Below are 26,997 nucleotides of genomic sequence, written 5' to 3' on the forward strand. Positions count from 1 at the left end.
AGCACCCGCGCCGAGCGCGTGGTCAGCTCCCGCGCAACTCGCGCAGGTCGATCGCCCCCGTGCGCACGACATCGACCGAACCGACGTCGGCGCCGAGCATCCGGTGCGCGAGACGCACGAAGGAGTCCGTGTCGTCCCCCGTCGCCTCGTATCGGATGCTCGGCTCATCCGTGGCCCGCCGCTCCAGTCCTCGAGACACCAGCACCCGGTACACGTCGTTGGCGGTCTCGACGTCGCTGGAGACCAGCGATACGTCCTCCCCCGTCACGTACGAGATGGCGCCTTTGAGGAATGGGTAGTGGGTGCAGCCGAGCACGAGTGTGTCGATCCGCGCCTCCTTGAGCGGGCGGAGGTAAGCCGACGCCACATCAAGGAGTTCGGGACCGCTGGTGACGCCCGCCTCCACGAACTCCACGAAACGCGGGCATGCTTGGGTGTAGAGGCTCAGGGCGGGCGCGGCCGCGAAGGCGTCCTCGTAGGCACGCGAGTTGATGGTGCCCACGGTTCCGATGACGCCGACCCTTCCCGTGCGGGTGGCTGCCACGGCGCGCCGCACCGCGGGTTGGATGACTTCGACGACCGGAACGTCGTACCGCTCCCTCGCATCGCGCAGCATCGCCGACGATGCGGTGTTGCAGGCGATCACGAGCATCTTGACCCCCTGCTCCACCAGGAAATCGAGCACCTCGAGGGCAAGAGCGCGCACCTGCGCTATCGGCTTGGGTCCGTATGGCGAGTTGGCGGTGTCGCCGACGTAGAGGATGGACTCGTTCGGCAGCTGGTCGCGCACGGCCCTGGCGACGGTGAGTCCTCCGACACCGGAATCGAAGATGCCGATCGGAGCGTCTGTCACGGTCATCCAGCTTACGACCGCCGGAAGGCAGGCATGGCGGAGGCTCGATCGGGAGACTAGAGCCTCGAATAGGCTCGTACTCGTGACGCCACCAGCCGAGCGCCGCTCCACCGCGCTTCTCACGGACCGCTACGAGCTCACGATGCTCGACGCCGCGATGCTCTCGGGCACGCATGAACGCGAATGCGTCTTCGAGGTGTTCGCACGCTCGCTTCCCGGTGGCCGCCGGTACGGGGTCGTGGCCGGCACCGGCCGGCTGCTCGAGCTCATCGAGCGGTTCAGGTTCGAAGACGCCGAACTGCAGTGGCTGCGCGACAACCGTGTGGTGCGCGACGAGACGCTCGACTGGCTGGCGGACTTTCGATTCAACGGCACCATCCGCGGGTACAGCGAGGGCGAACTGTACTTTCCCGGTTCACCGATCCTGGTGGTGGATGCCCCGTTCGGGGAGGGCGTGCTGCTGGAGACCCTGGTGCTGAGCGTTCTCAACCACGACTCAGCGATCGCGAGCGCAGCTGCACGCATGGTCTCTGCGGCCGGCGGAAGACCGCTGGCAGAGATGGGATCGCGCAGGGCCCACGAAGAAGCGGCGATCGCGGCGGCTCGATCTGCCTATATCGCCGGATTCAGCGCCACCTCCAATCTCGAGGCGGGTCGCACGTGGGGCATCCCGACAATGGGCACCGCGGCGCACGCGTTCACACTGCTGCACGACAGCGAAGAGGATGCCTTCCGCGCCCAGGTGCGCTCGCTCGGCTCTGGCACCACACTGCTCGTCGACACCTACGACGTGCACAAGGCAATCGAGACGGCGGTGCGCATTGCGGGACCCGAACTGGGAGCGGTACGCCTCGACTCGGGCGACCTGCCCGTGCTCGTGGCCTCGGTGCGGGCGCAGCTGGATTCCCTGGGCGCACGCAGTACCCGCATCACGGTCACCAACGACCTGGACGAGTTCGCGATCGCCGCTCTGCGCGCATCGCCCGTCGACTCGTACGGCGTCGGCACCTCGCTGGTGACAGGCTCGGGAGCACCGACGGCTGGCATGGTGTACAAGCTGGTGGCCAGAAAGGATGCCGCGGGCGTCTGGATCCCGGTGGCAAAGGCATCCACCGGCAAAGCGTCGATCGGCGGTACGAAGGTGCCGGTACGCGCCATGGACAAGGTCGGCATCGCCGTCGCCGAAGAGATCCACATCGTGCAGAGCCCGGGCCATGCGCCCGCGGGACGGCACCTGCACGTTCCGCTGATGCGCGACGGAGTCGCCGTCACCGGGCACCTCGGTGCGCGAGGCGTCGAAGCCGCGAGGCGGCATCACGCGATTGCACGCGAGGAACTGCCGGAGTCCGCGTTCCGCCTTGGGCGCGGAGAACCAGCCATACCCACGGAGTACGTCTAACCATCCAACCGTTGCCGGCCGGCCTCAGCGGCCTTGCTCAGTCGTCGCTGAGACCCTCGTAGATCTCTTTGCACTCGGGACAGATCGGGAACTTCTCCGGGTCGCGACCCGGAGTCCACTTCTTTCCGCAGAGTGCGATCACGGGCTTTCCCGTCACCGCGGACTCGAGGATCTGCTCCTTGCGTACGTAATGGGAGAAGCGCTCGTGGTCTCCCGGCTCCATCTGCTCGTTCTGCAGCAGCTCCTCGAGCTCGCGGTCGAGAGTCGCGAGGCCGCCGCCGTCGGGTGCTGCGCCGGGGCCACCGGGTTCTGCGATGCTGTTGTCAGCCATCCGCCCAGTCTAAATCGCGTGGCGCGGCCCTAGCCGAGCGAACGAGACGTGCGAGACCGCGTCACGCGTTCTGCAGCGCGAAGGCCATGATCTCGGGGCCGCGGCGGTTGTAGGCGGCGGCGCCCATCCAGAGGCCCACGAGGAACACGGCGACCCCGATGCCGAGACCGCTCCACAGTGCGCCGAGGAACCACGCGGGATCCTGGAAGACGCCGAGCAGCATCATCGCGACCGGCGCGCCGGCGAACACCACTGTGAGCAGCAGGCTGGCGAACTGCGCGAAGGTTGCGCTTCCCCCCGTGTGCTGAGGATGCGCGAACGCACTGTCGCCAGGGCGGGGCGCTGGATACGGCGCAACGGCAGAGGACACACTGGAGAGCCCGAGCCCGGTGAGCACCAGGCACACGCTGACCCCGGTGATGGCGGGCAGCACATCCCAGCTGCCGTATGCGAAAACGGTGAGGATGCTCCCCAGCGCGATCACGGGGACGGCGACCAGCACGACCGGTGCAAGCCTTCCCAGCCGGTCGGAGATGCCTCTCGTGGCTGAAGCGATGTGCAGCCAGACCGCAGTGCCGTCGTAAGCGACGTCGTTGTGCGCGACCCAGCCGACGAAGAGGCAGATGACCGGCAGCGGGATCAGGGCGACGTCGTGGGGCCGCACGGCGCCCGAGACGAGCAGCGCCCCGACCATGATCAGGGGGAAGAACGGAACGAGTACGAGCTGAACCCAATACCTCGAGTCCCGGCCCCAGTACGTGAGGCTGCGCGCTGCGATGGCGCCGGCCGGGCGCGCGGGCATCCTTCCGAACCAGCCGAGCCCTACATGCGTCTTCGCCTGCACCTGCCTGTCGGGCGTCACCATCATGTGCGCGACGAGTGCCCACCAGGCGAACGCGATGACGGCGAGCGTTGCGACGGCGATCAGAAGCTTCACGAGCGCGGCGCCCCACTGCCCCGCTGCCGCGTCTCCCCCGACGGCCCATACGGCGCCGATGGGGGTCCAACTCACCCAGTCGGCGGCCGAATGCACGACTCGCAATCCGTCGCGGCTCCAGTCCAGCGTGCTCAGGAAGAACACGATCGGCGAGAGCATCACGAGAATCAGCACGCCGATCGTCGCGGCGAACTCTCGTGCACGACGTGATGCCAACGCGAACGCGGCAACTGACGACGCCAGCCTCGCACCCAGCGCCCACGTGGGCACGCAGATCACGGCGGCCACAACAGCGAGCGCTGCAGCGCCCGGATGGCCCGACCACGTCACGACTGTGAAGACCGCGCAGACCGCGAGCACGATGGCAGGTGCAGACAACAGCGAAGCGACACCGACGCCCACCGCGACGTCCTTCGCCTCGAGGCCGAGGATTCCGTAGGAGCGCGGATCGAACGTGCCGTCCTGCCTGGTGAACAGTGGAACGAGGAGGAAGCACAACGCGACCACGGCGCCGGCGATCACGAGGATGTCGCGCACGAGCTGCCCGTCGCTGGCGGTACGGGTCGACGCCAGCACCCAGCAGACGATGATCGTCGCGGCCACCGTGTAGAGCAGCCCGAGCGCAAGACCGAACGCGTGCCAGCCCCCACGTCTGAAGCCGCTGCCGAATGACGCGAGCCTCAGTCGGAGAAACTGTGCAACCATTCCAGTCCCTCCACAGCCTTGCGGCCACCCGCCAGCTCGATGAAATGGTCTTCGAGCGTCTTGTCGCCGCGCACCTCGTCGACGGGTCCCGCATCGAGCACGACGCCACCGACGATGATGGCGACGCTGTCGCAGATGCGCTGCACGAGATCCATGCCGTGACTGGAGAGCAGCACGGTGCCCCCCGCATCCACGTACCGCTGCAGGATGCCCGTCACCGTCGCAGCAGAGACAGGGTCGACGCCCTCGAACGGCTCATCCAGCACGAGGAGACGCGGCGAATGGATCATGGCTGCGGCGAGCGAGACCTTCTTCGTCATGCCCGCCGAGTAGTCGGCGACCAGGCGACCCATGGCATCCTCGATGCCGAACGCGGCCGCCAGGTCCGCGGATCGCTGCCGGGTGGTCGCGGCATCCAAGCCACGCAGCGTGCCCGCGTAGTACAGGAGCTCGGCGCCGGTCAGCCGGTCGAACGTGCGCAGGTGGTCGGGCAGAACGCCGATGGTCCGTTTGACCTCGCGCGGATGCTTACGCGCGTCCACCCCGTTCACGTACACCGCGCCGGAGTCGGCGCGCAGCAAACCGGTAATGATCGACAGGGTCGTCGTCTTGCCTGCCCCGTTCGGGCCGACGATGCCATAGAGGGATCCGGCTCTCACGGTGAGGTTGACCCCGTCCACAGCGACGACATCCCCATAGCGCTTGTGCAGACCGTTCACGGAGAGCACAACGGGTGCGGTGGTCGCCGGCGCTGGGCGAGCGGGCGGGAAGACGCGCGTCTCTGCAGCCCTGCGAGCGCGCGGGTGTTGCGCGGCTCCGCGCTCGTGGAGTTCGGCAGCCGAGGTCGCGTCATCTTCCGTCTCCACGGACCCGACCGTGGATGTCGCACCCGTCGTGGCCGCTTCGGATGAACCGGGCCGCGTGAGCGTTGCCCGGTCGACCGTCTCCTCCGCGTACTCCAGGACGGGAGCGCCGGCCAGCGCCTCGTCACGGGCATCGGACTCGTAAACCTGCTCGACGATCAGATCGAGGTCGGCCTCGCCGGCGTCGGGCCTCTCGGATGCCCTGCCGCGTGGCGCTGTGTCGGCCACCTCGGTCTCGCGTACGAGTTCTGCGAGAAGGTCAGACGCGTCTTCGTCGGTTCGCTGCGTCTCGGCGGCTGCTGCGGCTGCGGCCGCCGCTGCTCGACGGCGTCGCCCGAACAGAGTGATCCGTTGTCGCGATCCCGTGTTCTCATCCACCGGAGACGAATGCGCCGGCAACGGCCCTGTGTCGACTCCGCCCTCCGACTTCGCGCGCTCCGGCTCCGCCTGCTCGGGCTCCGCGTGCTCGGTGTTCGCCCGCTCCGGCGCCTCTGTCGTGGTGCCCGCTGGACCTTGCGCCGAGGATGCTTCGCCGGCCCGATCCTGGACCTCCTGCGTCTCGGCTTCCTGCGCGACCCGAGCCGCCTCCACGGGCGGTCTTCCCGCATCCGCTGCCGGGGCGCCTGCTGCGCTGGTCGGCCTCACGGTAGTCGACCGGGTGCCTGTCGAACGCGTGCGCGTGGTGCCGCGAGAGCCTCGAGCCCCTGGTGCGGCGACGACCACGGCGGTCTCGCCCGCTCCGCCTTCTGCGACGACCGAGGTGTTCGCTGCAGGTCCCGTGGCACGGGGACGCCCGGTCTGCCTGCCCTCCGACTGCTTGGACCCGCGCGCCCTGGCCACGGGGCCGACGGGCGAATCGGAACCGCGTGCATCCGTTCCGGCGGATGCCTCTGCGCCCCCCGCGATGGTCGTCTGCGGGTCATCTTGCACGCGCCATACCCCCGTCACATGGTCCCCTCGAGGCACCGATCGCATTGTTCGCGGCCTCAGCGCTCACCTGCGGCGCCCGGTGGGCTCGGCGTCCGTGCCGACGTTCGCCGACCCGAGCATCGTCCCCTTCGGAGCCATCGAATTCCTTACGCTAACCTACCAAGCGCTTGGGGCACACCCCTCGCGCGAACGAAGTGGTCGCGCTCTCATAGAGATGTAATGCAAGGAGCTGTTCGACCAGCGATCACGGAGATTTGCCGGGATTTGCCACGTATGCGCCTGATCGGCCGGTATCCGCTTTCTAAGAGCACTCCCATAAAACGATCACGAAACGGCAACGTCCCGCATTCGGGGCTCAAGCACCCGGTAAATTCGAATAACGGCACAACGCGGTGTCTTTGCACATACGCATCGGTGACACTTCGGTGAACGCAAGCGGTCGGCACAGGCGAAGGATCTCTGTTCGCCGCTGATCGACTGTCATCCGCACGTCACACAGTTCAACTCATTGGGGGGTCGACTATGCGCACGAATGACAGGAGACGAAACGTGACCACGACACCGCAGGTTGTCATTCTCGCGGCAGGCATGGGCAGCCGCCTCGGGCGCTCGCTACCCAAGCCGCTCACCGAGCTGAGCGACGGCCGCACCATCATGCAGCAGCAGTTCGACAACATCCACGCTGCCTTCGGCCCGAAGGTGAAGGTGACGATCGTCGTCGGCTACAAGCTCGAGCACATCGTCGAGGCGTTCCCCGACGCGTCGTTCGTCTACAACGAGCAGTACGACCAGACGAACACGTCGAAGAGCCTCATGCGTGCCCTCAAAGCGAGCGGCAACGGCGGCGTGCTCTGGATGAACGGCGACGTGGTGTTCGATCCGGGAGTGCTCGTGCGCGCCGCGCAGACCATCGTCCGCGACCAGTCCTTCGTGACCGTGAACACCGCGAAGGTGTCCGACGAAGAGGTCAAGTACACGACGGGCGCCGAGGGCTTCATCGAGAAGCTCTCGAAGACGGTCAAGGGCGGTCTCGGCGAGGCCGTCGGCATCAACTACGTGTCCAGCCGCGACAAGGCGGCCCTGCTGCACCACTTGCAGCGAGTGGACGACCAGGACTACTTCGAGCGCGGCATCGAGCTGGCCATCCAGCACGACGGCATGCTCGTCGAACCGATCGACATCTCCGACCTGTACGCGGTCGAGGTCGACTTCGCCGAAGACCTGGAGCGCGCGAACCTCTTCGTGTGACACGTCTCCTACTCGAGACGGATGCCGTCGGCCGATCGGCCGGCGGCATCCGTCTTTTGAGTTACGGCTGGTCTTGTGCCTCCCCGTCGCGCCCGCCATGCGCACAGTAGGGCGTCGCTACGATCGTGGGGTGACGATCTCTGCCGCCGCGCGACCCGCCGAGCGATCTCAACGCTCGCTCTTCGGTCGCTACCGGCACTCGCTGTGGCTGCTCACGAAGCGCGATCTGCACGTGCGCTACGCGACCAACGCCCTCGGCTACGTGTGGTCCATCCTCGACCCGCTGTTGATGGCGGGCATCTACTACCTCGTCTTCACCGTCATCTTCAAGCGGGGCGGCGTCACCGAAGACCCGTACATCGTCTTCCTGCTATCGGGCATGCTCCCGTGGACGTGGTTCAACGGCGCGGTGTCGGACTTCACGCGCGCATACAGCAGGGACTCCAAGCTGATCCGCTCCGTTGCCATCCCGCGCACCATCTGGATCAATCGCATCGTGCTCGGCAAGGGCATCGAGTACCTGTTCTCGTTGCCAGTGCTCGCGTTCTTCGTCATCGTGAGCGGTGCGCACGTGTACTGGCAGCTCGCCCTCGTACCGTTGGCGCTTCTCATCCAGGCCGTGATGCTCGTGGGCCTCGGGCTCCTCATCGCACCCCTCGTGATGTTCTTCCGTGACCTCGAGCGAGTCGTGCGGTTGCTGCTGCGTCTGCTCTTCTACGTGTCCGCCGTTCTCTATCCGGCGAACGCGGTTCCGCCCCACACCGTCTTCAGGCTGCTGTCCGACCTGAACCCCCTGGTCGGGCTGTTCGGCATCTACCACTCGGCGTTCTTCCCCCACGACCTGCACTGGGATCTCGTGCTGATCTCGGCGATCGGCAGCCTGATCTTCCTGGTCGTCGGCTGGCTCGTGTATGCACGCACGATCCGCAGCGTGCTGAAGGAGATGTGATGCCGAACACCACGGCCACCACCACGATGATCGAAGCGACGGATGTGGGCATCCGTTTCAAGCGGAACCGGCAGTCACGCCGCAGCTTCAAAGACCTGTTCTCGTCGCGACAGCGGCGCGCGAAGCCGGACGAGTTCTGGGCATTGCGCCACGTGTCCTTCGCCGTCCCGGCCGGCGAGGCCGTCGGCGTGGTGGGACGCAACGGGCAGGGCAAGTCCACGCTGCTCAAGCTGGTGGCCGGCGTCATCCTGCCCGACGAGGGCACCGTGGAGGTGAAGGCGGGCACTGCGCCGCTCATCGAGATCACGGGTGGCTTCGTCGACGACCTGAGCGTGCGCGACAACGTGTACCTGACCGCAGGGCTGCACGGGATGTCGAGAACGGAGATCGACGAGAGGTTCGACGACATCACGGGGTTCGCCGACATCGGCAACTTCCTCGACACGCCGTACAAGCACCTCTCCAGCGGCATGAAGGTGCGCATCGCGTTCGCGGTGATCACCCAACTCGACGAGCCGATCCTCATCGTCGACGAGGTGCTCGCGGTGGGTGACCGGATGTTCCGCGAGAAGTGCTACAGGCGCATCGAGGAGATGCTCGCAGAAGGACGGACGATGTTCTTCGTATCCCACAATGAGAAGGAGATCCGTCGCTTCTGCACTCGGGGTCTCTATCTGAACGACCACGAGCTCGCGCTCGACTCCGATATCGGCTCCGTGCTCGCCCGTTACAACAGCGACTACGGCGGCTGACGCTCGCGGGAACGCCCCAATCGTTCGGGAGCAGGTCCTCCGGGCGAGCGCGACGTCTCGTCGTCCACAGAACCGCCGCTGAGGAGGCAGTCCACAGCGGATGCCTCGCCGTCGGATGCCCCGCCTAACCTCCCCGCATGACCACGACTCGACCCGACGAGACCAACGGCAATCCGGGCATGGCGTATCCCGTTCCGTTCGTCTTTGACCGCAGCACTCCCCCGCGCTACCGCCTACGCAATGCGAGCCTCGAGACGCTCACGGGAGTGCGCTTCTCGCTGCTCGGTGCCGGCAGCATGCCCGTCCAGGCCCCCATCACGCTCGGCCCCGGAGAGGTGGCCGAGATCCCGATCCATGGCAGCGACCTGGCGCGAGCGACGGTCCTCGTCGTGCGCTGGCATCGCGCGAACGGCGACGAATACCTGTGGCGCGCCAGCTTCTGAGCCGGCTCAGCGCATGCGCTCACGCTCGCGGATGAAGTCCTTGGCCGTGTACTGACGATGCCGGCCCGGCAGGTCGTGCAGCGTGAGGCCGGTGATCAGCTCGCCGGCATCCGTGTCGAGGGCCGTGGCGATGCGGATCACCGTGCTCAGGCTCGGATTCGCCCTGCCGCGCTCGATCTTGCCGTAGTTCGTGGGGTGGATGTCGGCCAGGTAGGCGACCTCTTCCTGGCTCAGACCGAGCTCGGTGCGGATGCCGCGCAGCCGCTCTCCGACCACGCCCGCGGCGCGAGAGAACGGCTCGACCATGGGTTCTTGTTTATGAGCGCCGCAGCGTTTGGGTCCAGAGCGTTTGTGCCCTGTGCTGTCGGCGCAACGGCGGTTCGAGACGATCCCGCGCCGTATTCGTGAGTCGTCAAGGCCTCACGCGGACGCCGCTCGGCCAGAGCAGCAGGCTCGAGAATGAGGGTCGAGAAGTAGCGAGAGAACCAGGCGAGGGAATGCGTTCGAAGTCGGTAGGACGTTGAGCTCTCGCCCTACTCGGCGTCGCGGAACTCGTCCCCGTAACGCTGGATGATGATGGCGGCAGCGTCGTCGAGGGTGTCGCGTGGCATCCCCAGCTCGCTGCGCACCCGAGCGCGGCCCAGCAGCATCGATTCGTACTGCGACTCGGACCCGGGAACATTGCCGCTGTCCATCGCGCGGATGCCCATGGAGTACCAGCGCTGCGCCTGCTTGAGCTCGTCGACGAGCTCGAAGAATCCGCCGAGCACGAGAAATGTGTTGACGAGCTGCGGAGAATCCTTGCGGAGGGCGTCCGCGAGCTCAAGGGCGGCATCCGTTCGCCCGCCCTGGTAGAGCGCCTGGACCATCAGCGCACGCGGATCGACATAGCTGGGGCCCCCGTCTTCACGCGCCGCTTCGTAAAGTCGCAACGCCTCGGCGTGATTGCCTGCGTATCCGAAGTTCTCGCCGGCTTCGACCAGCAGGGCGGCGCGGGACACGTCGTCGGCCAGCGTGAAGTGCTCCTCGTCCGTCGCCCAGTCGCGCAAAGTCTCGGCGATGGCGATGTTCTCGCCGCGGTGTGCGCGGTCGCGCGCTTTGTCGAAGTCGGACTGAGTGATCAGGCGGGGCACGGGGCAAGCATAGGAGACGCGCCGTTGCCGTCGGGCGAGCGGATCGGGTACCGCCGACGGCATGGCGGCCTCCCTAGACTCGAATGCATGGCGCGCTCGAAGAAGATCAAGCCGTTCGTCGGGGTGACAGGCACGAGCACGACCCGCGGCGCGGCCATTCCGTCACTCGTGAATCGCGGCATCGACCGCTTCTTCGCCGTGCAGCGACCGGTCGTGCTGGCGCACCTGCGCAGCATCAGGCGCAGGCATCCCGATGCCAGCCCTGAGCAGGTCGCATACCTGGTGGGTCGTCGGTACCTGCTCGCTGTCACGACGAGCGGCACGGCGGTGGGGGCGACCGCCGTGATCCCCGCGTTCGGCACCGCTGCAACCTTGGCGCTCTCAGCGGCGGAGACGGCAGCGTTTCTCGAAGCGACCGCCTTGTTCGCTCAATCCATCGCCGAGCTGCACGGATTGCCCGTCGACGACCCGGAGCGCGCTCGCGCACTTGTGCTGGCGCTCATCCTCGGCAAGGAGGGTTCGAACCTCGTGCGTCAGTGGGGGCTCGAACTGACCGAAACCGAGGTCAGCAGGCAGTTGTACTGGCGGCAGGTGATCTCCAACAGCGTCCCGCGCGCGCTCGTCGGGCCGCTCGTGCAAAGGTTGCAGGCGGCGATGACGCGCCGGCTGGCGACGACGGGAACCGCGAGCATCCTCGGCAAGGCGCTGCCGTTCGGAGTCGGCGCCGTGGTCGGTGGCGCCGGCAACCGCATCACGGGGTCGCGGGTGCTGCACTCGGCCCACGGGGCCTTCGGGCCCGTTCCGGATGCTTTTCCTGCGTCGCTCGCGTCTCCCGCCGCCGTCGCCGATGACGAAAATCCCGACGGGCAGGTGGTCGTGCAGCAGGCGGAAGTCCGTCAGAGCGGCAGCGTCACTCCCTGAGGATCGCCTCGACATCATCGACGTCATCGACGTCGGAGTCGTCGCCACGCTCGAGTGTTTCGTCGTCTCCTGCGTGGATCTCGGCGAACCGCTCCCACTCATCCATCAGCTGCTGCACGGCGTCGCGGAGTCGCCTGATGGCCGCGCCGGGGGTCGTGTCGCCGAAGTAGTGCTGCACCCAGAACGCGAGTCGCTCGCCGGCCTCGTCGTCGTGCTGCAGCGCGTCGAGGATCGAAACGATGCTGCCTGCATCCTTGGCGTACAGCCACTCGCAGGCGGAGAGATAGCCGGCTCTGTCGATCTCGGCCTCAGGGCGGACAGGATGCGTGACGAGCAGCGGCTTGCCGGCAGCCAGCCGGTCGTAGACCATCGCGGAGATGTCGACGACCGCGATATCGGCGGCCGAGAGCTGCCATCCGAGCTCGGGGCCGTCGTCGTACACGTGCTTCGCCTCGGAATCCGCCACGTTGGCTGCTGCGATGGCCTGGATGATGCGCTTGTTCGCCGCCGCATACGCCTCGTCGACCACGCCCGAGCGAGGGTGCGGACGGTAGATCACGCGATGCCGCCCAGTCGCGAGAAGCGCATCCACGAGCGCAACGCCGTGCGAGCCTATCGATCCGTAGGCCGCCGCCGCCCTGTCACCTTCCCAAGTGGGCGCGTACAGCACGACCGTCCTCTCGTCCGGTGTGTACGGAAGCTCACCCGAGTAGTAGTCGGCCTGCGGTCGCCCGATCTTGATGGCCCGCTTGTCGAAGTCGTAGTCCCACAGCACTTTGCTCAGGCGGGTGACGGCGGCGTCACCTGCCACCAGCGCGTAGTCGTACGCCTTGAACTGGTTGGTGGTCATGTAGACCTTGTCGGACTCGCCATGGTTGATGAACACGTGCCAACGCCGTCCGTATCGCATCATCTGGAAGTTGCGGGTGCTCTGGTTCACATAGAAGATGACCCGCAGATCTTGGTTCGCGATCGTGTTCTCCAGGTCGACCACGGTGCGCACGTAGGCGACGGGGACGGGCGACTCCTCGAGGAGCACGGATGCCGCGAGGGGCGAGCGCGAGAGGATCACGACGGGCCACCTCTTGCTCAACTCGGCCATCGGCTTGTACCACTGACGAATCTGGTAAAGGCTCGCAGCGCCGTCCGCAAAGTAGACGCCGATCTTGTACGTGCCGGGTACGAGTTCGGGAGCCTTGGGCAGCCGCGCCGCCAGTTCCACCCGAGCCCGCCGGTGCGCAAAGGCGTTCCGCACGAGACGAACGCCGGCTCGGGCGTCACGAACTAGACCCATGGCGTCAAGAGTATTAGCGGATTCTTAGCGACAGCCTGGCCGTCCGGTCAGATGATCGGAGGTCTGCCCGAGAGCGTCATGCGCAGCACCGTGCGCCACCGCATGGGACGCCGCTCACCCGGATCGTCACGCCAACCGGCCGCCCACCCGGCGAACCATGGACGGAGGGTGCGTGGTGCGCGGGCTGCACGCAGCAGCTGTATGACCGTCCAGGTCGCGACATAGACGGGAACGAGCACCACGGGGAGATTTCGCCTGGCCACCCACACCCTGTTGCGGGCGTTGCGCCAGTAGAAGTCGGTGTGCCGTGTTGCCGCCACGTTCGGATGCCTCGCCTCGAGGTCACCCGCGTACCACGCACGCCTGCCCTGATCCCATACCCGCCAGGCGAGCTCGATTCCCTCATGCGCGTAGAAGAACGGGCCTGCCCAGCCACCGACCGACTCGAAGATCGCGCGGGGCATGACGATCGCTCCCTCGAGCAGGGAGAACACCGGACTGGACTCTGCGGGATCCCCTTTTCGAAGACGCGGTATCCAGCGCCTCGGCGGCTGGGAACCGTCGATGGTGCGAACGCGAGGCTGCAGCACGCCAAGCGTGCGGTCGGCGCGGAAACGCGCGATGGCATCCGCGAGGAAGGTCTCGCTTTCGACGTATTCGTCGTCGTCGAGGAAGAAGAGGAACTCGCCTGTCGTGCGCGGCACACCTGCATTGCGACCTGCAGGGATGCCGAGGTTCTCTGGCAACCCGAGCGCCGCCACCCCGGGCGGCAGTCCGGTCGGCTCCCATCCATTGCCGACGCAGACGATGTCGACCTCCACGTCACGCTGAGCCAACACGGATGCCAGCGCGCGATTCAGTTCGGCCGGTCGCGTTCCCTGCGTGAGTACCACGACTCCCACGGTGGGGTGACCGGCGGCCGCATAGCTCCCGGGGGACGCCTCACTCATGGCCTGGTCGCCTCAGCGGTGAGGACCACGGTCACGCCCGCAGCCGCCTGGAGCTCATGATCGCGACGAAATGCCCGAGCAATCCGACGTTCGCGAACAGCAGCAGCACCACGAGGTAGACGCGTTCGGTCGCGGGGGAACCGGTGAACAGGGCTATCACCGCGACCACGAACGTGACGAGCGTGAGCTCGACCGAGTGGAACATGCGGTGGAACGGGAAGAACTTGACCGCGCGCCTGGCCAGCGCGATGAGGCGCTGCTGGGGGGCGGCATCCGCTTCGGCGTTCCCCAGGCGAGGCAGGCCGGCGTATGCGCGCGCAACCCTCGTCAGGTCGTTCAGGGCCTTGTTCAACACGAGAACGAGCGCTAACCCCAGCCCCAGGGTCGTCCACAGATAGTCGTCTGGCGCCGTGAACGGCCATGCCGCGGCGCGAAGTCCGAGCGCGATGGCGATGAACGTCTCGGTCGTGTAGTGGCCGACGGCATCGAGGAAGTGACCCGCCGGGGATGAGCTGTTGCGCCACCTGGCCACTTCGCCGTCGCAGCAGTCGAAGAGCATCTGGACTTGCCCGAGCACGACGGCGAGAAGCGCTCCACCGATGCCGGGAATCAGGAGGGAGGCCGCAGTCAGCCATCCGGACAGGATCATGAACCCGGTGACGCCGTTGGCGCTTATCCGTGTCTTCAGCAGCGCCCAGGTGAGGTAGGGCGAGACGTCGCGCAGGTAGAGGTGGGCGGTCCAGTGCTCTGCGTTGCGTCGCTGGCGCACCTCCGGTGGCTGCGTGACCTCGCGCAACTCCGCGATGGACGCGGGCCGGCGCTGCGATTCCGAAGCCGACACGCTACCTCCCAGACCGGCTGTGCAGGTCGTGCGACAGCTCGAAGAACCCGCCGATGAAGCCGATCCCCCAACTCAGATGGATCGTCGGCACGACCACAATGAATCGCAGCATAGCGGCGATCCCGTCTTGTGAGCCGATGGTCAACGCGGCGACGAGTACGAACAGCAGGTAGAGAACCGGCACGGCGAACGCCAGGGTCAGCCACCCCAACGCTGCTCCGATGAGCAGACCTGCGATGCCGAGCAGGCCGACGATGAGCGACGCTGCCAGCAGCACGACCAGCACCGGAGGGGCGAAGTAGCGTACGGAGTTCGCAGACGAGAAGCGCCGCACCAGCTCGCCTCGCCACATGCCGGTGGCGAAGAACTGGTTCATGAGCGAGCGGATGCTCGACCGTGGCTGATACGTCACCACCAGTTGCGGAGTGAACCACACCGTTCCGCCGGTCGCCCGCAACCGCCTGTTGAGCTCCCAGTCCTGACCACGTCGTACGCCTTCGTCGAAGAGTCCGACTGCTTCCAGCCGGTCGCGGCGGAACGAGCCGAGGTAGGCGGTCTGGGCCGGGCCCTCCTTGCCGCCGACATGGTGCTGAGTGCCGCCGAGCCCGATGCGGGAACGGTAGGCGCGCGCGACGGCTTTCTCGAAGGGGGTAGTGCCGCGGGCATCCATGAGGCCGCCGACGTTGTCGGCGCCGGTGCGCTGCAGCGTGTCGACCGCGATGCGGGTGTAGTCGGGCGGCAGAAGTGAATGGGCGTCGACCCTGATCACGACCGGGTGCGAGGATGCCCTGATTGCCGCGTTCAACCCGGCCGAGGTGGACGCCGCCGGGTTGGCCACGACGCGCACGTTCGGGTACTCGCGCGACAAGGCGGCCAGGACGTCTTCGGTGCCGTCGTTGCTGGGCCCCACGGCCAACGTGATGTCGTAAGGACCGGTGTAATCCTGGGCCAGGAGGCGTTCGACGGCGGCTCGCACGTATGGTGCTTCGTTCAAAACGGGCATCACGTACGAGACACCGGGTAGTGCGCCCGTACCGGCGCCTGTACTGCTGGATTCGCCCATCACATCCGCTCGTCGAACCGTCGGCTCAGCCTATCAGCGCGGCGTGAGCGGACACCCGGCAGGTGCACAGGAGGATGCCCGCGCAGTCGGCGTCTCGTGCGGCGCCGGACGACGACGAAACCGCCGATCGAGTTCGTCGAAAGCCCCTGGCAAGGGGTCGCGACGCGCGCCTTCGGCGCTGCTCGATCGGCGGTTTCGGGCCGTTCAGCCGGTAGGTCAGTCGGTCGAGAGCGTTCCGAGCGTCACATCTGTCTGCTTCGCCTGGCCGCCGCGCACGTACGTGACAGTCGCCTTGCTTCCACCGGCCAGAGCCCGAACCTGCGCCGTGAGGTCGGTCGCATCGGTGATGGGCTTGCCGTCGAAGTTGGTCACGATGTCCCCCGCCTTCAGCCCGGCGTTCGCGGCAGCGCCGCCTGAGCTGACCGACTTGATCAAGGCACCGACAGTCGTGGCACTGGTGTCCGACGTGGAGTCGGCGACCGTCGCGCCGAGCAGACCGCTGCTCGCCTTCCCGTCCTTGATGATGTCGTCCGCGACGCGCTTGGCCACGTTCGAAGGGATCGCGAATCCGACGCCGATGCTTCCGGTCTGTCCGCTCGAGGCGCTGGACGAGCCCGCGCTCGCAATGGCGACGTTGATGCCCATGACCTGACCCTTGCCGTTCAGCAGTGGCCCCCCGGAGTTGCCCGGGTTGATCGCGGCATCCGTCTGGATGACAGGCAGCGAGATCGTGCTCTGCGTCGACGACTGACCGCTTCCGCCGTTCTGGTCGAAGTTCCAGAAGTTGAACGGGTTGCTGCCGTTGCCGCCGTTACCGCCGTTGTCCTGCTGGTCCTGCTTGGGCGCAGCGGACGACGCGATCTGGATGCTCCGGTTCAGCGCGCTGACGATGCCGTTCGTCACGGTTCCGGCGAGGCCGAGCGGTGCGCCGATGGCGATCGTCGAGTCTCCGACATTCACCTTGTCGGAGTCCGTGAAGGTCGCAGGGGTGAGGCCGCTGGCTCCCTGCAGCTGGATCACCGCGAGGTCGAGCACGGGGTCGGTACCGACCACCTTAGCCTTGTAGATCTTGCCATCATTGGTCGTGACGGTGACCGTCGGGCTCCCGGTGACGCCGTCGAGCGTGACCACGTGAGTGTTGGTGAGCACGTAGCCGTCCGAGCTCAGGATGATGCCAGAACCGGTGCCGGCCTCCTGGCTGCCCGACACATTGATCGTCACGACGCTCGGGCTCACCTTGGATGCCACGGCCGTGACGTTCGTCGCCGTCTGCGGGTTGTTCACCGTCACGTTCGTGGCGCCGGTGGAGGCCACAACCTTGCCACCGTTCGAGTTGGCAGCGTAGATGCCGACGACACCCGCTCCGACGCCGCCGCCAAGCAGCCCCGCGAGTACGAACCCGGTGATGAGAAGCCCGGCCCTGTTGCTCTTACCGTCCTTCTGCTTGGCCGGCTTCTCGGTCGTCGCTGTCTGGGCACCGAGGCCCGGCTCCTGAGCGGCATAGGTGGGCTGGCCGAACGCGCCGTGCTGCGGCTGCGCGTGTCCGGGCTGCTGGGGCGAGTACTGGTACGCCCCGGCGTGCTGGCCGTAGGCCGGCTGTTGCGGGTACTGATACCCCTGCTGCGCCGCGTATGGGTTCTCCGTGCCTTGCGCCGCCTGGCCACTACCCTGCGGGGACTGCGGGATGCCCGTCTGTGGTGCTGCGCCGTACGGCGGCAACTGCTCGGTCGGCTGCGTCTCGTTCAGCCCAGTCTCGTTCGATGGAGTCTCGTTCGACCCGGATTCAAATGGCCGGGTCTCGTTCGCGCTCGAGCCGTCGTTCTGCTGCGCGGCCGGCTGCACCGTCGGCTGCGTTGTCGTGTTCTGCTCGGTCGCGCCTGTTCTCGTGGAGACGCTGTCGCTCGACCCGGGCTGGGGCGCGGCTGTCTCCTCGCGTGCGTCGGATTGCGTCGCATCGGCAACCGAGTCCTGCGCGGCAGGCTGCTGCGGTGCCGTCTCCGGCGTCTCCGCGGGGTCCTTCGGTGTGTCGGTCATCTGTCGTTGCTCCTTCCAAGCACTACAAGCATCCGCCGTCATGCTGGGCATGGATTATGGGCAATCTGTGAACGGACTAGAACATTCCCATGGTTTAGCAACGACGCATCGATCGCTCCGACGTGACCGGCATCATGCCCGATGCCTGGTCATGCCCTTCGACATCAACGGATCCGCCGCAGCCCTCAGCAGCCCGGCCCTCGTGGATCGAGCTGACAGTTGCGCTGCACCAGAACCGTCTTCGCGTCGGCCGCGATGACGGTGAACGTCGGCGCGGACAGGGCCAGCGTACCCGGCACGTCTTGCCATGGCGCCGATCCGATGCGGTACTGCGCCGTGTATTGCACGCTGAGGCTGACGCCGTAACTGCCGGGCGCGGAGTAGACGTGACTGGTGGGCGTCGGGCTGAACTCGGGAAGACCGAGCTCCTTCCACGTTCTGCCGCCCGTGGCGGTTTCGGCACGGATGCCATCGCCGTAGTCCCACGAGAATGCCTGCGGCGTGAAGCGCACCGTCGCGGGCCGGCCCAGCAACGAGCCGGACGCTGAATGCGTTCGAGGGTCGGCGACGAAATTCGTGTCGAGGCCGATGATCGCCCAGCCGTTCGGTTCCTCGCTGATCGTGGGCTTCTGAGGGTAGAACGACGCGAGGTCGGACATCGCGAGGCTGACCGGTTGGAACACCGCCTCGCCGGTGCAGATGCGCCCCTGTCCAACGCAGGCATCTGCGGCGGGTGGCCCGGGAGGCGCATTGCCGTCGGATGCCTGATCGTCGCGCGTCTCGCCTGCGCCGCCTCCGCCGCCGGTGTGACCCCCGATGTCGACGTGGTCCCCGTTGATGGAGCCGGTGGAGCAGCCGCCCGTGTATTGGCTCCAGCGACCGCAGCCCTCATCGCTATTAGCGCCGGCCAGCCCTGTGAAAGAGATGGCGACTACAACTAGAGCGGCCGCTATCCCTCGCAATAGTCCTGCCCCGTCCACAGCATCCGGTCGACGACCACTAGCCGACTGTTGGATGAAGCCTGAAACCAGACTTGCCAAGGAGTTCGTGTCTTCCTGTCGCCACTAACAACCGAGGTCCCATGACTGTCCACCACATCAACATTGCTCACGTCGTCGCACACAAAAATCGATACGGGGATCTTCAGAGCCGGTTTGTAGAACGACAGACGCGCCGAGTCGAACTTGGTGTATCCAACCGTGTGCGCGCTATTTCTCTTGAATTCATCGGCATCGCTCACTGCCTTCTTGAAAGCGTCGCCAGTTGAAACTTGTCGGAACGCCTCCCGTTCGGCTCCCCCACTAGCAAGAACTTCGTCAGTGACTTTCAAGTACGCGGCGTAGGCATCCGTTGCGGCTTTGAGTGCCTCCTCGTCCGAGGCGAACAGCGGGCTGCGCGTCGCGGTCGGCGAAGGTGTCGGCGTCGGATTGCTCGGCGTGCACCCGGCGAGCGAGAGCGCGATGAGCGCAGCGAAGGCCGCAGCGGGCATCCGTCTGCGCAGCGACATGGACACCACGGTAGGGCACCCTCGGCAGGTCCGATTCTGTTATCCACAGCCCCATCTGTCGATCGAGGATCGGCGAAGCCGCACGTCACGGCGGCGGGGCATTAGCGTTGGGGAGCACCGCACCACGAGGAGGAGGCACCATGCCGTCGTTGATCCATGGCAACTGGCAACGAGCGGCGCACGGCGCAGGATTGCTCGGCCGCGACGGCGCCGTTTCGCCCACGATCTTCGCGGAGATGAGCGCGCTCGCCACTCGCACCGGCGCCATCAATCTCGGGCAGGGGTTTCCGGACGAAGACGGTCCGGCCGAGGTGCTGGAGGCGGCCGTGCGAAGCATCCGGGACGGCGTGAACCAGTACCCGCCCGGCATGGGAATGCCGGTGCTGCGCGAGGCCATCGCCGAGCACCAGAAGCGCTTCTACGGTCTTACCGTCGATCCGGACCGCGAGGTACTCGTCACGGCCGGAGCGACCGAAGCGCTTGCGGCCACGCTGCTCGCGCTGCTCCAGGACGGCGACGAGGTGGTCACATTCGAGCCGTTCTACGACGCCTACGGGGCGACGATCGCGCTCGCAGGCGGCATCCATCGCACCGTGGCGCTGAGGGCTCCGGACTTCGAGCCCGATCTCGAGGAGCTGCGCGCCGCCGTCACCGATCGCACCCGCGTCATCCTCGTCAATGACCCCCACAATCCCACCGGAGCCGTGTTCGGCCGCGAGACGCTCGAGACCATCGTGGAGCTGGCACACGCCCACGACGCGATCATCGTCACCGACGAGGTGTACGAGCACCTCACGTTCGATCGGCCGCATATCCCGATCGCGACGCTGGCCGGCGGTCGCGACCGCACGGTGACCATCTCGTCGGGCGGCAAAACGTTCAGCACCACCGGATGGAAGATCGGCTGGGTCGTCGCTCCCCCGCCGCTCGTCACCGCGATCACCGCCGTGAAGCAGTTCCTCACCTACGTCAACGGTGCACCGTTCCAGCCCGCGATCGCGGCCGGGCTGCGGATGCCCGACTCATTCTTCGCAGACATCGCCGCCACGCTGGCGGCCAAGCGCGACCTGCTGTCCGCCGGACTGGAGAGCGCCGGATTCGGCGTTTTCCCGTCGCACGGCTCGTATTTCGTCGTGGCGGATGCCGCACCCCTCGGCTACACGGATGCCGTGGCCTTCTGCCGCGAGCTCCCCTCTCTCGCCGGCGTGGTCGCCGTGCCGATCAGCGCCTTCTGCGGACAACGAATGCGCGGCGAGGCGGAATCGCTCGTGCGCTTCGCGTTCTGCAAGCGGGTGGACGTGCTGGAGCGTGCAGCGGCGCAGCTCGCCGACCTGCGCTGAGCTGATTCGCCGCCTCGGCGGCCGCTCACCGCTCTTGCTCGCAGTGTCCGCCCCGGCCACAGCGGGTGCTCCGACCTTCGCAGGCCGCTCAGTCCTTTGGCACCACGGAGTAGCGCCTGAGTGCGAGCGCCGGGTTGATCTCGCGCACCTGCTCGAGACGTGCACGGTCGAGCCAGGCGAGGGTCACGGCCTCGCGCTCACCGGCATCCGCGAGCACGACGCCCATCGGGTCGACGATCACGCTCGAGCCCACGCCCACGGGCCCGAGGTGGTCGGCTGCAGCGACGAAGACCGTGTTCTCGATGGCCCGCGCGGTGATGAGGGTGCGCCAATGGTGCTCCTTGAGCGGACCGCGTACCCATTCGCTCGGAACCACGACGACCTCAGCCCCGGCGTCGACGATGGTACGCGTTATCTCGGGAAACCTCAGGTCGTAGCAGGTCTGAAGCCCGATCGTGAGGTCCCCGACCGTGAACAGCTGCGGTGCAGCCAGCTCGCCGGCGAGCACGACATCGGATTCGCGTGCACCGAACGCGTCGTAGAGGTGCTGCTTGCGGTACAGGGCGACGATGCCCGCGGACGGCGCGACGGCTGCGAGTGTGTTGGAGAAGCGACCTGCGACGTCCGTCTTCTCGGCGAAGCCCGCCACGATCGTCACGCCGAGCATGTCGGCGAGGTCTGCCAGTCGTTTCGTGAACGGGCCGTCGACAGGCTCGGCGTTCGCAAGGAAACGCGAGTCGACGGGATCCGCGAAGTACGACGAGTACTCGGGAAAGACGATCAACCGGGCGCCTCGGCCAGCCGCAGTGGTCGAAAGCTGCTCGATGATCGCGAGATTGTGGTGCGCATCCTCGCCGGGCGCGAACTGAGCGACCGCGACCGCGACCGACCTCTCGGCCGCCGGTCCCTCTGCCGGGCGCGACCCTGCGTCGTCTGCGGTGGATCCGATGCCAGCCACGTCACCTCATTCGGTCGGCGCCACGAGGATACGAAGAAGGCGTCCCTTGCGGGACGCCTTCTCGATTGGTTGCGGGGGCAGGATTTGAACCTACGACCTCTGGGTTATGAGCCCAGCGAGCTACCGAGCTGCTCCACCCCGCGGCACGATTACGAGCCTAGCATGCCGGCAAGGGGAGCTGAAATCCGCGGGTTACGCCGTCGGTGGTGTGACCGGTTCCGCGCCGCGCTCGATCGTGACGCCCGTGAACTCCACGTCCACGGGTTCTGTGAACCTGCGGCCGTTGATCTCGTCGTGTCGCATGAAGGCGGGCGGCTCGACGTGCACGCGCAACACGTACTCGCCGTCTTCCGGAACCGTCCAGTTGCGCGCGTAGTGGTAGATCATCGGATGCCACACCAGCACCTGCTCGTGCGGCCCCAGCTCATCGCCTGACGGCGTGACCAGAGTCGCCGTGACGCCGACGCTCGGCACGAATCGTCCGTCCGAGCCGTCGCAGACGACGACCTCCAGATGCACGTTCTCGTCCTCGGGGTTGTGCCAGGTGAGGGTTCCTTCGTCGAAGCTGTACATGCCCTCCGCATCTTCGACCGCGTACCCGATCAGGTAGTCGCCGGCTCGCTGCAGGCCTCCGCCCTTGGCCACCTCGCCGACCATGTAGTCGAGAGCCTTGCGATACGACCGCCCCTGCTCGGCTGCGAGCTCGAGCTGGCGTTTGGTGGCCTCGGACGTGTCCGGGTCCATCGGTGGCGTTGCGTCCTTTCCCGGATCGCGGTTCGGCTCACTGCTCATGCGTTCCTCCTCTCTTTCCGTGGGATGCCGTGCTCGACCGGCGTCGGCGTACGTGACGACCGACGCGCGTGCATCCGCCACCCCTCCGCCCACGGACGGGCACGACCGGGTCCACGAACGGGCACGACCGGACGTAACGGTAGGGAGCTAGAAGATCGGAGGGAACCGGTTCTCACCACGTGGTGCTGGTGCTAGGCCGCCGCCTACGCTTAGAAGGTTCTTGGGTCAGGGTTCAGAGCCTGGGGCTACCCTGCCCGGATCAAGTCCGCCAACCTCAACTCAAGGTCGCCTGTGAAGTCACCACTCGCCCGCATCCGCCGCCAGGCGCGAAAGCTGCGGCGTGCCGCCCAATACGATCGCCACGCATTCTGGCGCAAGCAACCCATCCGCCCAGGCACCGTTCTCTACGAGTCGTTCTCGGGAAACGGGGCGCTCTGCAATCCGGAGGCGATCTTCCGCGGGCTGATCGCCGACCCTGAGTTCGCGGACTTCCGGCACGTGTGGGCGATCGCCGGGCGGAACGCCGCTCCCGAGCTGATGCGCGAGTTCGCCGATGACGAGCGCGTCTCCTTCGTGACGTATCGCAGCAGCGCCTACTACAAGGCGCTCGCCACCAGCCAGTACCTTGTGAGCAACGCCACGTTCCCCGCCGAGTTCAGCAAGCGAGCAGGACAGGTGTACCTGAACACCTGGCACGGCACACCGCTGAAACAGATGGGCTTCGACATGCCGGGCGGAGCGCTCGACTCGGCCAACACGCTGCGCAACTTTCTCGCGGCCGACTTTCTGCTGGCCGCCAACGAGTTCATGGCCGAGCGCATGTACGAGGACGCCTACCGCCTGCGCAACATCTACACCGGCCGCATCATCACCGAGGGTTACCCTCGCATCGACCGACAGCGTCTGGACGGTCAGGCCGCCGCTCACCTCCGTGCGGCCCTGGAGCGATCGGGCGCAGAGCTTGGCGACCGCTCCATCGTGCTTTACGCACCGACCTGGCATGGTGAAACGTTCGGCCGGCCGGAGGATGACGTCGACCAGCTGATCGCCGACGTGCGCGCGATGCAACGCGAGCTCGGACCACGCTACGTCGTGCTGCTGAAGACGCATCAGATCGTGCATTCGTTCGCGGCCTCCCGGCCCGAGCTGAGGAGCATCCTCGCGCCGAACTCACTGCCGACGAACGCCATCCTCGGCGTATGCGACGGGCTCGTCACGGACTACTCGTCGATCTTCTTCGACTATCTGGCCACGGGAAAGCCGATCGTCTTCTACACGCCGGATGCGCCGGCGTACGCGGAAACGCGCGGCACGTACTTCGCGCCAGATGAGCTGCCCGGGCCCGTGGTCGATGACGCGGCTCTGGCCGGGAGCACGATGCACGCGTTGCTCGGTGGCGAGCCGCTCACCCCTAAGTACGCAGACTGGCAGCGGCGCTTCGCTTCCAAAGAGGACGGCAATGCGACGGGCCGGGTCATCGACGTGGTGTTCCGTGGTCTGACGGACGGGCTCGACGTGCGGCCGGCCGCCACGGACGGCAGGCGCCGGCTGCTGCTGTACCTAGGCGGAATGCGTTCGAACGGCATCACCACCGCGGCCATGAACCTGCTGGCCGACATCGACCACGATCGCTACGACGTGACGGTCCTCATGTCGTACTCGCGTCGCGGATGGCACCGCGCCAACCAGGCGCTGATCCCTCCCGAGGTGCGCCAGATCTTCCGGGTCGGCGGCATGAACGGCAGCAAGCTCTCCCACGTGCGACGCAAGTGGGACGAGCGCCGGGGCGACGTGCTTCAACACGAGGACCCCCTTCGCCACAAGTCGCTGTGGGACGACGAATGGACCAGAGTATTCGGAGACGCACGCTTCGACTGGGTCGCCGACTTCAGCGGCTACGGCCCGTTCTGGTCGACGCTTCTGCTGCATTCCCCCGACGCACCGCGTGCGATCTGGTTGCACAACGAGATGGCGGCGGACCGGCAGCGAGAGGTGAACGGCAAGAAACGCATGCTGCGCAGCCTCGGGCACGTGTTCGCCCTGTACCACTCGTACGACCGCCTGGTCTCGGTGTCGCCGCGTCTGACCGAGCTGAACCGAAGAGAGCTGGCCGAGTACGCGCCGCCCGAGCACTTCGTGACAGTGCGGAACCTGCCCAACGTCGAGCGAGTGCTCGCCGGGATGAAGCAGCCGTTGGCCGAGTTGGAAGGGCATCCAGTCGACCCGGAAACCGAGGAGGTGCTGGTTCCCGACTGGGTGCAGCAACTGGAGCGGCACGACGCGCGCTGGTTCGTGACGGTCGGACGCCTGTCGCCGGAGAAGAATCACGCACGCCTGATCCGGGCGTTCGCGCACGTGCATGACAGGCATCCTGATGCGCGCCTCCTCATCGTCGGCGGTGGACCGTTGCGCGATCAGTTGCAAGACCTGATCGACGACAGCGGCCTAGGAAACGTGGTCACGCTGACCGGCGCCTATCAGAATCCGTTCGCCATTCTGGCGGCCGCGGACTGCTTCGTGCTCTCAAGCGTGTACGAGGGCCAGCCGATGGTGCTGCTGGAGGCAGCGGTCTGCAGGCTTCCGATCGTCTCTACCGCGTTCGCGTCGGTGCATGACGCGCTGCCATCTGGCGCGATCCACGTGGTCGGTCAGAGCGACGCGTCGTTGGCCGACGGCATGATGGCGTTCTGGGCAGGCGACGTTCCCCCGAGCTCGCTCGACGCCGATGCCTACCGAGCGGAGGTGGCAGAGGAGTTCACGGCCGTGGTCGAGGCCGCGCACGAGGACGCGCGATGACCTTGCGGCGTATCGGACCTGAAGTCGCCAGATGCCGTATCGCCGCTTCACGACGGATGCCGTGGCATCCGTGCCGCCATCAGGCCGAGTCGACCTGGTCGTGGTACCCCTGATGATGAACGCCGGATTGCCGAAGCTGAACAGCGCCCGTGGACGAAGGTACGACGGGACCGAACAGCAGAGCGCCGACGTGCAGGGCGCCGGTGCGTTGGAGCCGGCCGAGCGGGGGCGAAAGGTGCGGCCGATGGGCACGAACGGCGGGGACACCGGGGAGACGCGGCAGTTGCTGCTGCTCATCGAGGACGACGCCCGGCTCGGCCCCCTCATGGCGAAGGTTCTGCAGGCATCCTTCGAGGTCGAGCTCGTCGCCGACGGGCAACAAGGGTACGAACGCGCACGCAGCGGCGATCACGACGTGATGGTCATCGATCGCAGACTCCCGTCCGTCGACGGCCTGACGATCGTGAAGAGGCTCCGTCAGGACCGCGTGACCACGCCCATTCTGCTGCTCACGGCCCTCGGCACGACTGCCGACAAGGTAGACGGGCTGGATGCCGGTGCCAATGACTATCTGGTGAAGCCCTTCGAGTACGACGAGCTGCTGGCGAGGCTTCGAGCGCTCACCAGGCGGTTCGATCCGCAGGGTGTCGGGCTGCCGATCGGCGAGTCCACGTTCTACCCGGATGACGGATGCATCTACTCGCCGCACATCGGGCGCATCCTGCTCACGCCTCGCGAGTGCGCCATGCTTCGGCTGTTCGCCGAGAACCCGGAGCGCACGTTCTCGCGCGAGCACATCCTGCGCACCGTGTTCAGCGCCGACGATCAGCCCGGAACGGTCGACACCTACGTGCACTACCTGAGGCGCAAGACCGACAGGGACATCGTCTTGACCGTGCGGCGCAGGGGCTACCGCCTGGGCCAGTTGTGATGAAACGCGCGGCGGTGGGCCCCGACTCGGCTCGCGCCAAAGGAGCGGATGCCGCAGCGATCGCCAGGGCGTCGCGCGTCGTTGCAGCCCAGATCACGCTGGCCGCAACGGCCATCGTCGTTCTCGTGATCGCCCTCACGGTGGCGTTCATCATCGATCAGTCGCAGCCCAGCGAGCTGGTGGAGAAGTCGGCGCCCGGCGAGACGAAGATCTACGTCGACGCGCATGCCGTACTCCTGGCTCTGGTCGCACTCGGCATCATCGCCATCGTCGTCGCGGGGGGCCTCAGCTGGGTCATCGCCAGCCGCGCAGTGCGGCCGCTCGGGGAAGCGCTGCGCATCCAACGCACCTTCGTCGCCGACGCCAGCCACGAACTGCGCACGCCGGTTGCCGTCGTTGCCGCGCGTGTCGAACTGCTCGGCCAGGAGATGGAGTCAGGTGCCGACACCAGGGAGAACCTCGAGGATTTGAGGCAAGACGTGCGCGTGCTGGGCGACGTGATCACCGACCTGCTCCTTGCGGCCGCCTCTCCCGGCGAGATCGAGTCCGGACGCACGGCCGACGTCGCATCACTCGCTCAGGAGACGCTCGACGATCTGCAGCTGATCGCGCGCGAGCGCGGCGTGGTATTGCGGCTGAACGCGCGGGGACAGAGCATCACGCACGTGCCGCGGAGCACGCTGCGACGGTGCATCGTCGCGCTCGTCGACAATGCCATTGCACATTCGCCGGCTCGAGGCACGGTCACGGTCACCATCGAGCCGGCGAAGGAGCCATCCTTCTTCGCCCTGTCGGTGCGCGACGAGGGCGAAGGCGTCAAGGGCATCGACCCCGACCGGCTCTTCGAGCGGTTCGCGCACGGCGACGTAGCCACCCGGGGTAACGCGCGCTCCGGATTCGGTATCGGTCTCGCCCTGGTGCGTGACATCGCCGACCGCTACGGCGGACGCATCGAGTTGACCGCGACCTCATCTGCAGGCACCTGCTTCACTCTCACGCTGCCCCAGGTCTGAGCATCCTCTAAGGG

The 26,997-nt window shown here is 66.8% G+C and carries 25 protein-coding genes and 1 tRNA gene; 10 read left to right on the forward strand and 16 right to left on the reverse strand.

From position 1 onward, the window contains the following. Positions 1–22: 22 nt before the first annotated feature. On the reverse strand, positions 23–853 hold the full coding sequence (murI, locus tag ACO2Q7_RS03985) for a glutamate racemase (RefSeq protein WP_423354330.1): 831 nt from the start codon (positions 851–853) through the stop codon (positions 23–25). A 142-nt stretch (positions 854–995) separates the two neighbouring features. On the opposite strand from murI, the gene ACO2Q7_RS03990 reads away from it, so the two are divergent. Beyond that, entirely contained in the window at positions 996–2,252 is a 1,257-nt protein-coding gene (locus ACO2Q7_RS03990; protein WP_423355954.1) for a nicotinate phosphoribosyltransferase, read from the forward strand. A 37-nt stretch (positions 2,253–2,289) separates the two neighbouring features. Here ACO2Q7_RS03990 and ACO2Q7_RS03995 read toward each other — a convergent pair whose 3' ends face one another. From ACO2Q7_RS03995 to ACO2Q7_RS04005, 3 genes are all read right to left on the reverse strand, one after another. Beyond that, entirely contained in the window at positions 2,290–2,583 is a 294-nt protein-coding gene (locus ACO2Q7_RS03995; RefSeq protein WP_423354331.1) for a DUF3039 domain-containing protein, read from the reverse strand. A 61-nt stretch (positions 2,584–2,644) separates the two neighbouring features. After that, positions 2,645–4,225, reverse strand: coding sequence for a hypothetical protein (locus ACO2Q7_RS04000; protein ID WP_423354332.1), 1,581 nt, complete (start codon positions 4,223–4,225; stop codon positions 2,645–2,647). Next, the gene (locus tag ACO2Q7_RS04005; protein WP_423354333.1) at positions 4,201–6,054 is read right to left on the reverse strand and encodes an ATP-binding cassette domain-containing protein; all 1,854 of its coding nucleotides are present in this window, start codon (positions 6,052–6,054) and stop codon (positions 4,201–4,203) included. Before ACO2Q7_RS04005 ends, ACO2Q7_RS04000 begins: the two co-directional genes overlap by 25 nt. Before the next feature lie 513 nt (positions 6,055–6,567). On the opposite strand from ACO2Q7_RS04005, the gene ACO2Q7_RS04010 reads away from it, so the two are divergent. The 4 genes from ACO2Q7_RS04010 to ACO2Q7_RS04025 all read left to right on the forward strand — a co-directional run bounded on the left by ACO2Q7_RS04010 (position 6,568) and on the right by ACO2Q7_RS04025 (position 9,410). Continuing rightward, the gene (locus ACO2Q7_RS04010) at positions 6,568–7,266 is read left to right on the forward strand and encodes an NTP transferase domain-containing protein (RefSeq protein WP_423354334.1); all 699 of its coding nucleotides are present in this window, start codon (positions 6,568–6,570) and stop codon (positions 7,264–7,266) included. Positions 7,267–7,402: 136 nt separating this feature from the next. Further along, entirely contained in the window at positions 7,403–8,215 is an 813-nt protein-coding gene (locus tag ACO2Q7_RS04015; protein ID WP_423355955.1) for an ABC transporter permease, read from the forward strand. Next, complete coding sequence (locus ACO2Q7_RS04020) at positions 8,215–8,967, forward strand: ABC transporter ATP-binding protein (RefSeq protein WP_423354335.1); 753 nt, start codon at positions 8,215–8,217, stop codon at positions 8,965–8,967. The genes ACO2Q7_RS04015 and ACO2Q7_RS04020 overlap by 1 nt, the downstream gene beginning before the upstream one ends. Before the next feature lie 137 nt (positions 8,968–9,104). Then, on the forward strand, positions 9,105–9,410 hold the full coding sequence (locus tag ACO2Q7_RS04025; RefSeq protein ID WP_423354336.1) for a hypothetical protein: 306 nt from the start codon (positions 9,105–9,107) through the stop codon (positions 9,408–9,410). Between the two features lie 6 nt (positions 9,411–9,416). On the opposite strand, the gene ACO2Q7_RS04030 is transcribed toward ACO2Q7_RS04025, so the two are convergent. Beyond that, positions 9,417–9,716, reverse strand: coding sequence for a helix-turn-helix domain-containing protein (locus ACO2Q7_RS04030; protein ID WP_423354337.1), 300 nt, complete (start codon positions 9,714–9,716; stop codon positions 9,417–9,419). Between the two features lie 227 nt (positions 9,717–9,943). Then, positions 9,944–10,543 (reverse strand): tetratricopeptide repeat protein, encoded by a 600-nt coding sequence (locus ACO2Q7_RS04035; protein WP_423354338.1) that lies wholly within the window; start codon positions 10,541–10,543, stop codon positions 9,944–9,946. 87 nt (positions 10,544–10,630) lie between these two features. Here ACO2Q7_RS04035 and ACO2Q7_RS04040 point away from each other — a divergent pair, with 87 nt between their 5' ends. Continuing rightward, complete coding sequence (locus ACO2Q7_RS04040; protein WP_423354339.1) at positions 10,631–11,464, forward strand: hypothetical protein; 834 nt, start codon at positions 10,631–10,633, stop codon at positions 11,462–11,464. Here the strand turns inward: ACO2Q7_RS04040 and ACO2Q7_RS04045 are convergent. The 7 genes from ACO2Q7_RS04045 to ACO2Q7_RS04075 form a co-directional block, all read right to left on the reverse strand. Further along, positions 11,454–12,758, reverse strand: a complete 1,305-nt coding sequence (locus ACO2Q7_RS04045) for a CDP-glycerol glycerophosphotransferase family protein (RefSeq protein WP_423354340.1) — start codon at positions 12,756–12,758, stop codon at positions 11,454–11,456. The genes ACO2Q7_RS04040 and ACO2Q7_RS04045 overlap by 11 nt on opposite strands. A 47-nt stretch (positions 12,759–12,805) precedes the next feature. Then, a complete protein-coding gene (locus ACO2Q7_RS04050; protein ID WP_423354341.1) occupies positions 12,806–13,708 on the reverse strand; it encodes a glycosyltransferase family 2 protein in 903 nt (300 codons plus the stop codon). A 31-nt stretch (positions 13,709–13,739) separates the two neighbouring features. Further along, positions 13,740–14,549: a CDP-alcohol phosphatidyltransferase family protein gene (locus ACO2Q7_RS04055; RefSeq protein ID WP_423354342.1), complete on the reverse strand. Its 810-nt coding sequence runs from the start codon at positions 14,547–14,549 to the stop codon at positions 13,740–13,742. A gap of 1 nt (position 14,550) precedes the next feature. After that, positions 14,551–15,612, reverse strand: coding sequence for a glycosyltransferase family 2 protein (locus ACO2Q7_RS04060; RefSeq protein ID WP_423354343.1), 1,062 nt, complete (start codon positions 15,610–15,612; stop codon positions 14,551–14,553). A 216-nt stretch (positions 15,613–15,828) separates the two neighbouring features. Next, positions 15,829–17,646 (reverse strand): trypsin-like peptidase domain-containing protein, encoded by a 1,818-nt coding sequence (locus ACO2Q7_RS04065; protein WP_423354344.1) that lies wholly within the window; start codon positions 17,644–17,646, stop codon positions 15,829–15,831. Positions 17,647–17,831: 185 nt separating this feature from the next. After that, positions 17,832–18,626: a hypothetical protein gene (locus tag ACO2Q7_RS04070; RefSeq protein WP_423354345.1), complete on the reverse strand. Its 795-nt coding sequence runs from the start codon at positions 18,624–18,626 to the stop codon at positions 17,832–17,834. Continuing rightward, positions 18,596–19,153, reverse strand: a complete 558-nt coding sequence (locus ACO2Q7_RS04075) for a hypothetical protein (protein WP_423354346.1) — start codon at positions 19,151–19,153, stop codon at positions 18,596–18,598. Before ACO2Q7_RS04075 ends, ACO2Q7_RS04070 begins: the two co-directional genes overlap by 31 nt. 140 nt (positions 19,154–19,293) lie before the next feature. Between ACO2Q7_RS04075 and ACO2Q7_RS04080 the strand changes: the two genes are divergently transcribed. Beyond that, the gene (locus ACO2Q7_RS04080) at positions 19,294–20,493 is read left to right on the forward strand and encodes a pyridoxal phosphate-dependent aminotransferase (RefSeq protein ID WP_423354347.1); all 1,200 of its coding nucleotides are present in this window, start codon (positions 19,294–19,296) and stop codon (positions 20,491–20,493) included. A gap of 88 nt (positions 20,494–20,581) precedes the next feature. Here ACO2Q7_RS04080 and ACO2Q7_RS04085 read toward each other — a convergent pair whose 3' ends face one another. The 3 genes from ACO2Q7_RS04085 to ACO2Q7_RS04095 all read right to left on the reverse strand — a co-directional run bounded on the left by ACO2Q7_RS04085 (position 20,582) and on the right by ACO2Q7_RS04095 (position 22,243). Next, positions 20,582–21,451, reverse strand: coding sequence for a carbon-nitrogen hydrolase family protein (locus ACO2Q7_RS04085; RefSeq protein WP_423354348.1), 870 nt, complete (start codon positions 21,449–21,451; stop codon positions 20,582–20,584). Between the two features lie 66 nt (positions 21,452–21,517). Next, positions 21,518–21,594 (reverse strand) — tRNA-Met (locus ACO2Q7_RS04090). A 49-nt stretch (positions 21,595–21,643) separates the two neighbouring features. After that, positions 21,644–22,243 carry an iron transporter gene (locus ACO2Q7_RS04095; protein WP_423354349.1) on the reverse strand — a complete coding sequence of 200 codons (600 nt, stop codon included), beginning with the start codon at positions 22,241–22,243 and terminating at the stop codon, positions 21,644–21,646. Positions 22,244–22,534: 291 nt separating this feature from the next. Between ACO2Q7_RS04095 and ACO2Q7_RS04100 the strand changes: the two genes are divergently transcribed. From ACO2Q7_RS04100 to ACO2Q7_RS04110, 3 genes are read left to right on the forward strand one after another with little or no spacing between them, the layout of a single operon-like run. Further along, entirely contained in the window at positions 22,535–25,039 is a 2,505-nt protein-coding gene (locus ACO2Q7_RS04100) for a CDP-glycerol glycerophosphotransferase family protein (protein ID WP_423354350.1), read from the forward strand. Positions 25,040–25,070: 31 nt separating this feature from the next. Next, positions 25,071–25,970: a response regulator transcription factor gene (locus tag ACO2Q7_RS04105; RefSeq protein WP_423354351.1), complete on the forward strand. Its 900-nt coding sequence runs from the start codon at positions 25,071–25,073 to the stop codon at positions 25,968–25,970. Positions 25,971–25,984: 14 nt separating this feature from the next. Then, a complete protein-coding gene (locus ACO2Q7_RS04110) occupies positions 25,985–26,983 on the forward strand; it encodes a sensor histidine kinase (protein WP_423354352.1) in 999 nt (332 codons plus the stop codon). Positions 26,984–26,997: the final 14 nt, after the last annotated feature.

Source organism: Rathayibacter sp. KR2-224 (assembly GCF_049446075.1).
Lineage (GTDB): Bacteria > Actinomycetota > Actinomycetes > Actinomycetales > Microbacteriaceae > Humibacter.

What these genes read in the sequence shown, in the direction of transcription:
- ACO2Q7_RS03990 (WP_423355954.1), top strand. Translation starts at nt 996, where the DNA reads ATGCTCGACGCCGCGATGCTCTCGGGCACGCATGAACGCGAATGCGTC.
- ACO2Q7_RS03995 (WP_423354331.1), bottom strand. Translation starts at nt 2,583, where the DNA reads ATGGCTGACAACAGCATCGCAGAACCCGGTGGCCCCGGCGCAGCACCC.
- ACO2Q7_RS04000 (WP_423354332.1), bottom strand. Translation starts at nt 4,225, where the DNA reads ATGGTTGCACAGTTTCTCCGACTGAGGCTCGCGTCATTCGGCAGCGGC.
- ACO2Q7_RS04020 (WP_423354335.1), top strand. Translation starts at nt 8,215, where the DNA reads ATGCCGAACACCACGGCCACCACCACGATGATCGAAGCGACGGATGTG.
- ACO2Q7_RS04025 (WP_423354336.1), top strand. Translation starts at nt 9,105, where the DNA reads ATGACCACGACTCGACCCGACGAGACCAACGGCAATCCGGGCATGGCG.
- ACO2Q7_RS04030 (WP_423354337.1), bottom strand. Translation starts at nt 9,716, where the DNA reads ATGGTCGAGCCGTTCTCTCGCGCCGCGGGCGTGGTCGGAGAGCGGCTG.
- ACO2Q7_RS04040 (WP_423354339.1), top strand. Translation starts at nt 10,631, where the DNA reads ATGGCGCGCTCGAAGAAGATCAAGCCGTTCGTCGGGGTGACAGGCACG.
- ACO2Q7_RS04045 (WP_423354340.1), bottom strand. Translation starts at nt 12,758, where the DNA reads ATGGGTCTAGTTCGTGACGCCCGAGCCGGCGTTCGTCTCGTGCGGAAC.
- ACO2Q7_RS04050 (WP_423354341.1), bottom strand. Translation starts at nt 13,708, where the DNA reads ATGAGTGAGGCGTCCCCCGGGAGCTATGCGGCCGCCGGTCACCCCACC.
- ACO2Q7_RS04060 (WP_423354343.1), bottom strand. Translation starts at nt 15,612, where the DNA reads ATGGGCGAATCCAGCAGTACAGGCGCCGGTACGGGCGCACTACCCGGT.
- ACO2Q7_RS04065 (WP_423354344.1), bottom strand. Translation starts at nt 17,646, where the DNA reads ATGACCGACACACCGAAGGACCCCGCGGAGACGCCGGAGACGGCACCG.
- ACO2Q7_RS04075 (WP_423354346.1), bottom strand. Translation starts at nt 19,153, where the DNA reads ATGTCGCTGCGCAGACGGATGCCCGCTGCGGCCTTCGCTGCGCTCATC.
- ACO2Q7_RS04080 (WP_423354347.1), top strand. Translation starts at nt 19,294, where the DNA reads ATGCCGTCGTTGATCCATGGCAACTGGCAACGAGCGGCGCACGGCGCA.
- ACO2Q7_RS04095 (WP_423354349.1), bottom strand. Translation starts at nt 22,243, where the DNA reads ATGAGCAGTGAGCCGAACCGCGATCCGGGAAAGGACGCAACGCCACCG.
- ACO2Q7_RS04105 (WP_423354351.1), top strand. Translation starts at nt 25,071, where the DNA reads ATGCCGTATCGCCGCTTCACGACGGATGCCGTGGCATCCGTGCCGCCA.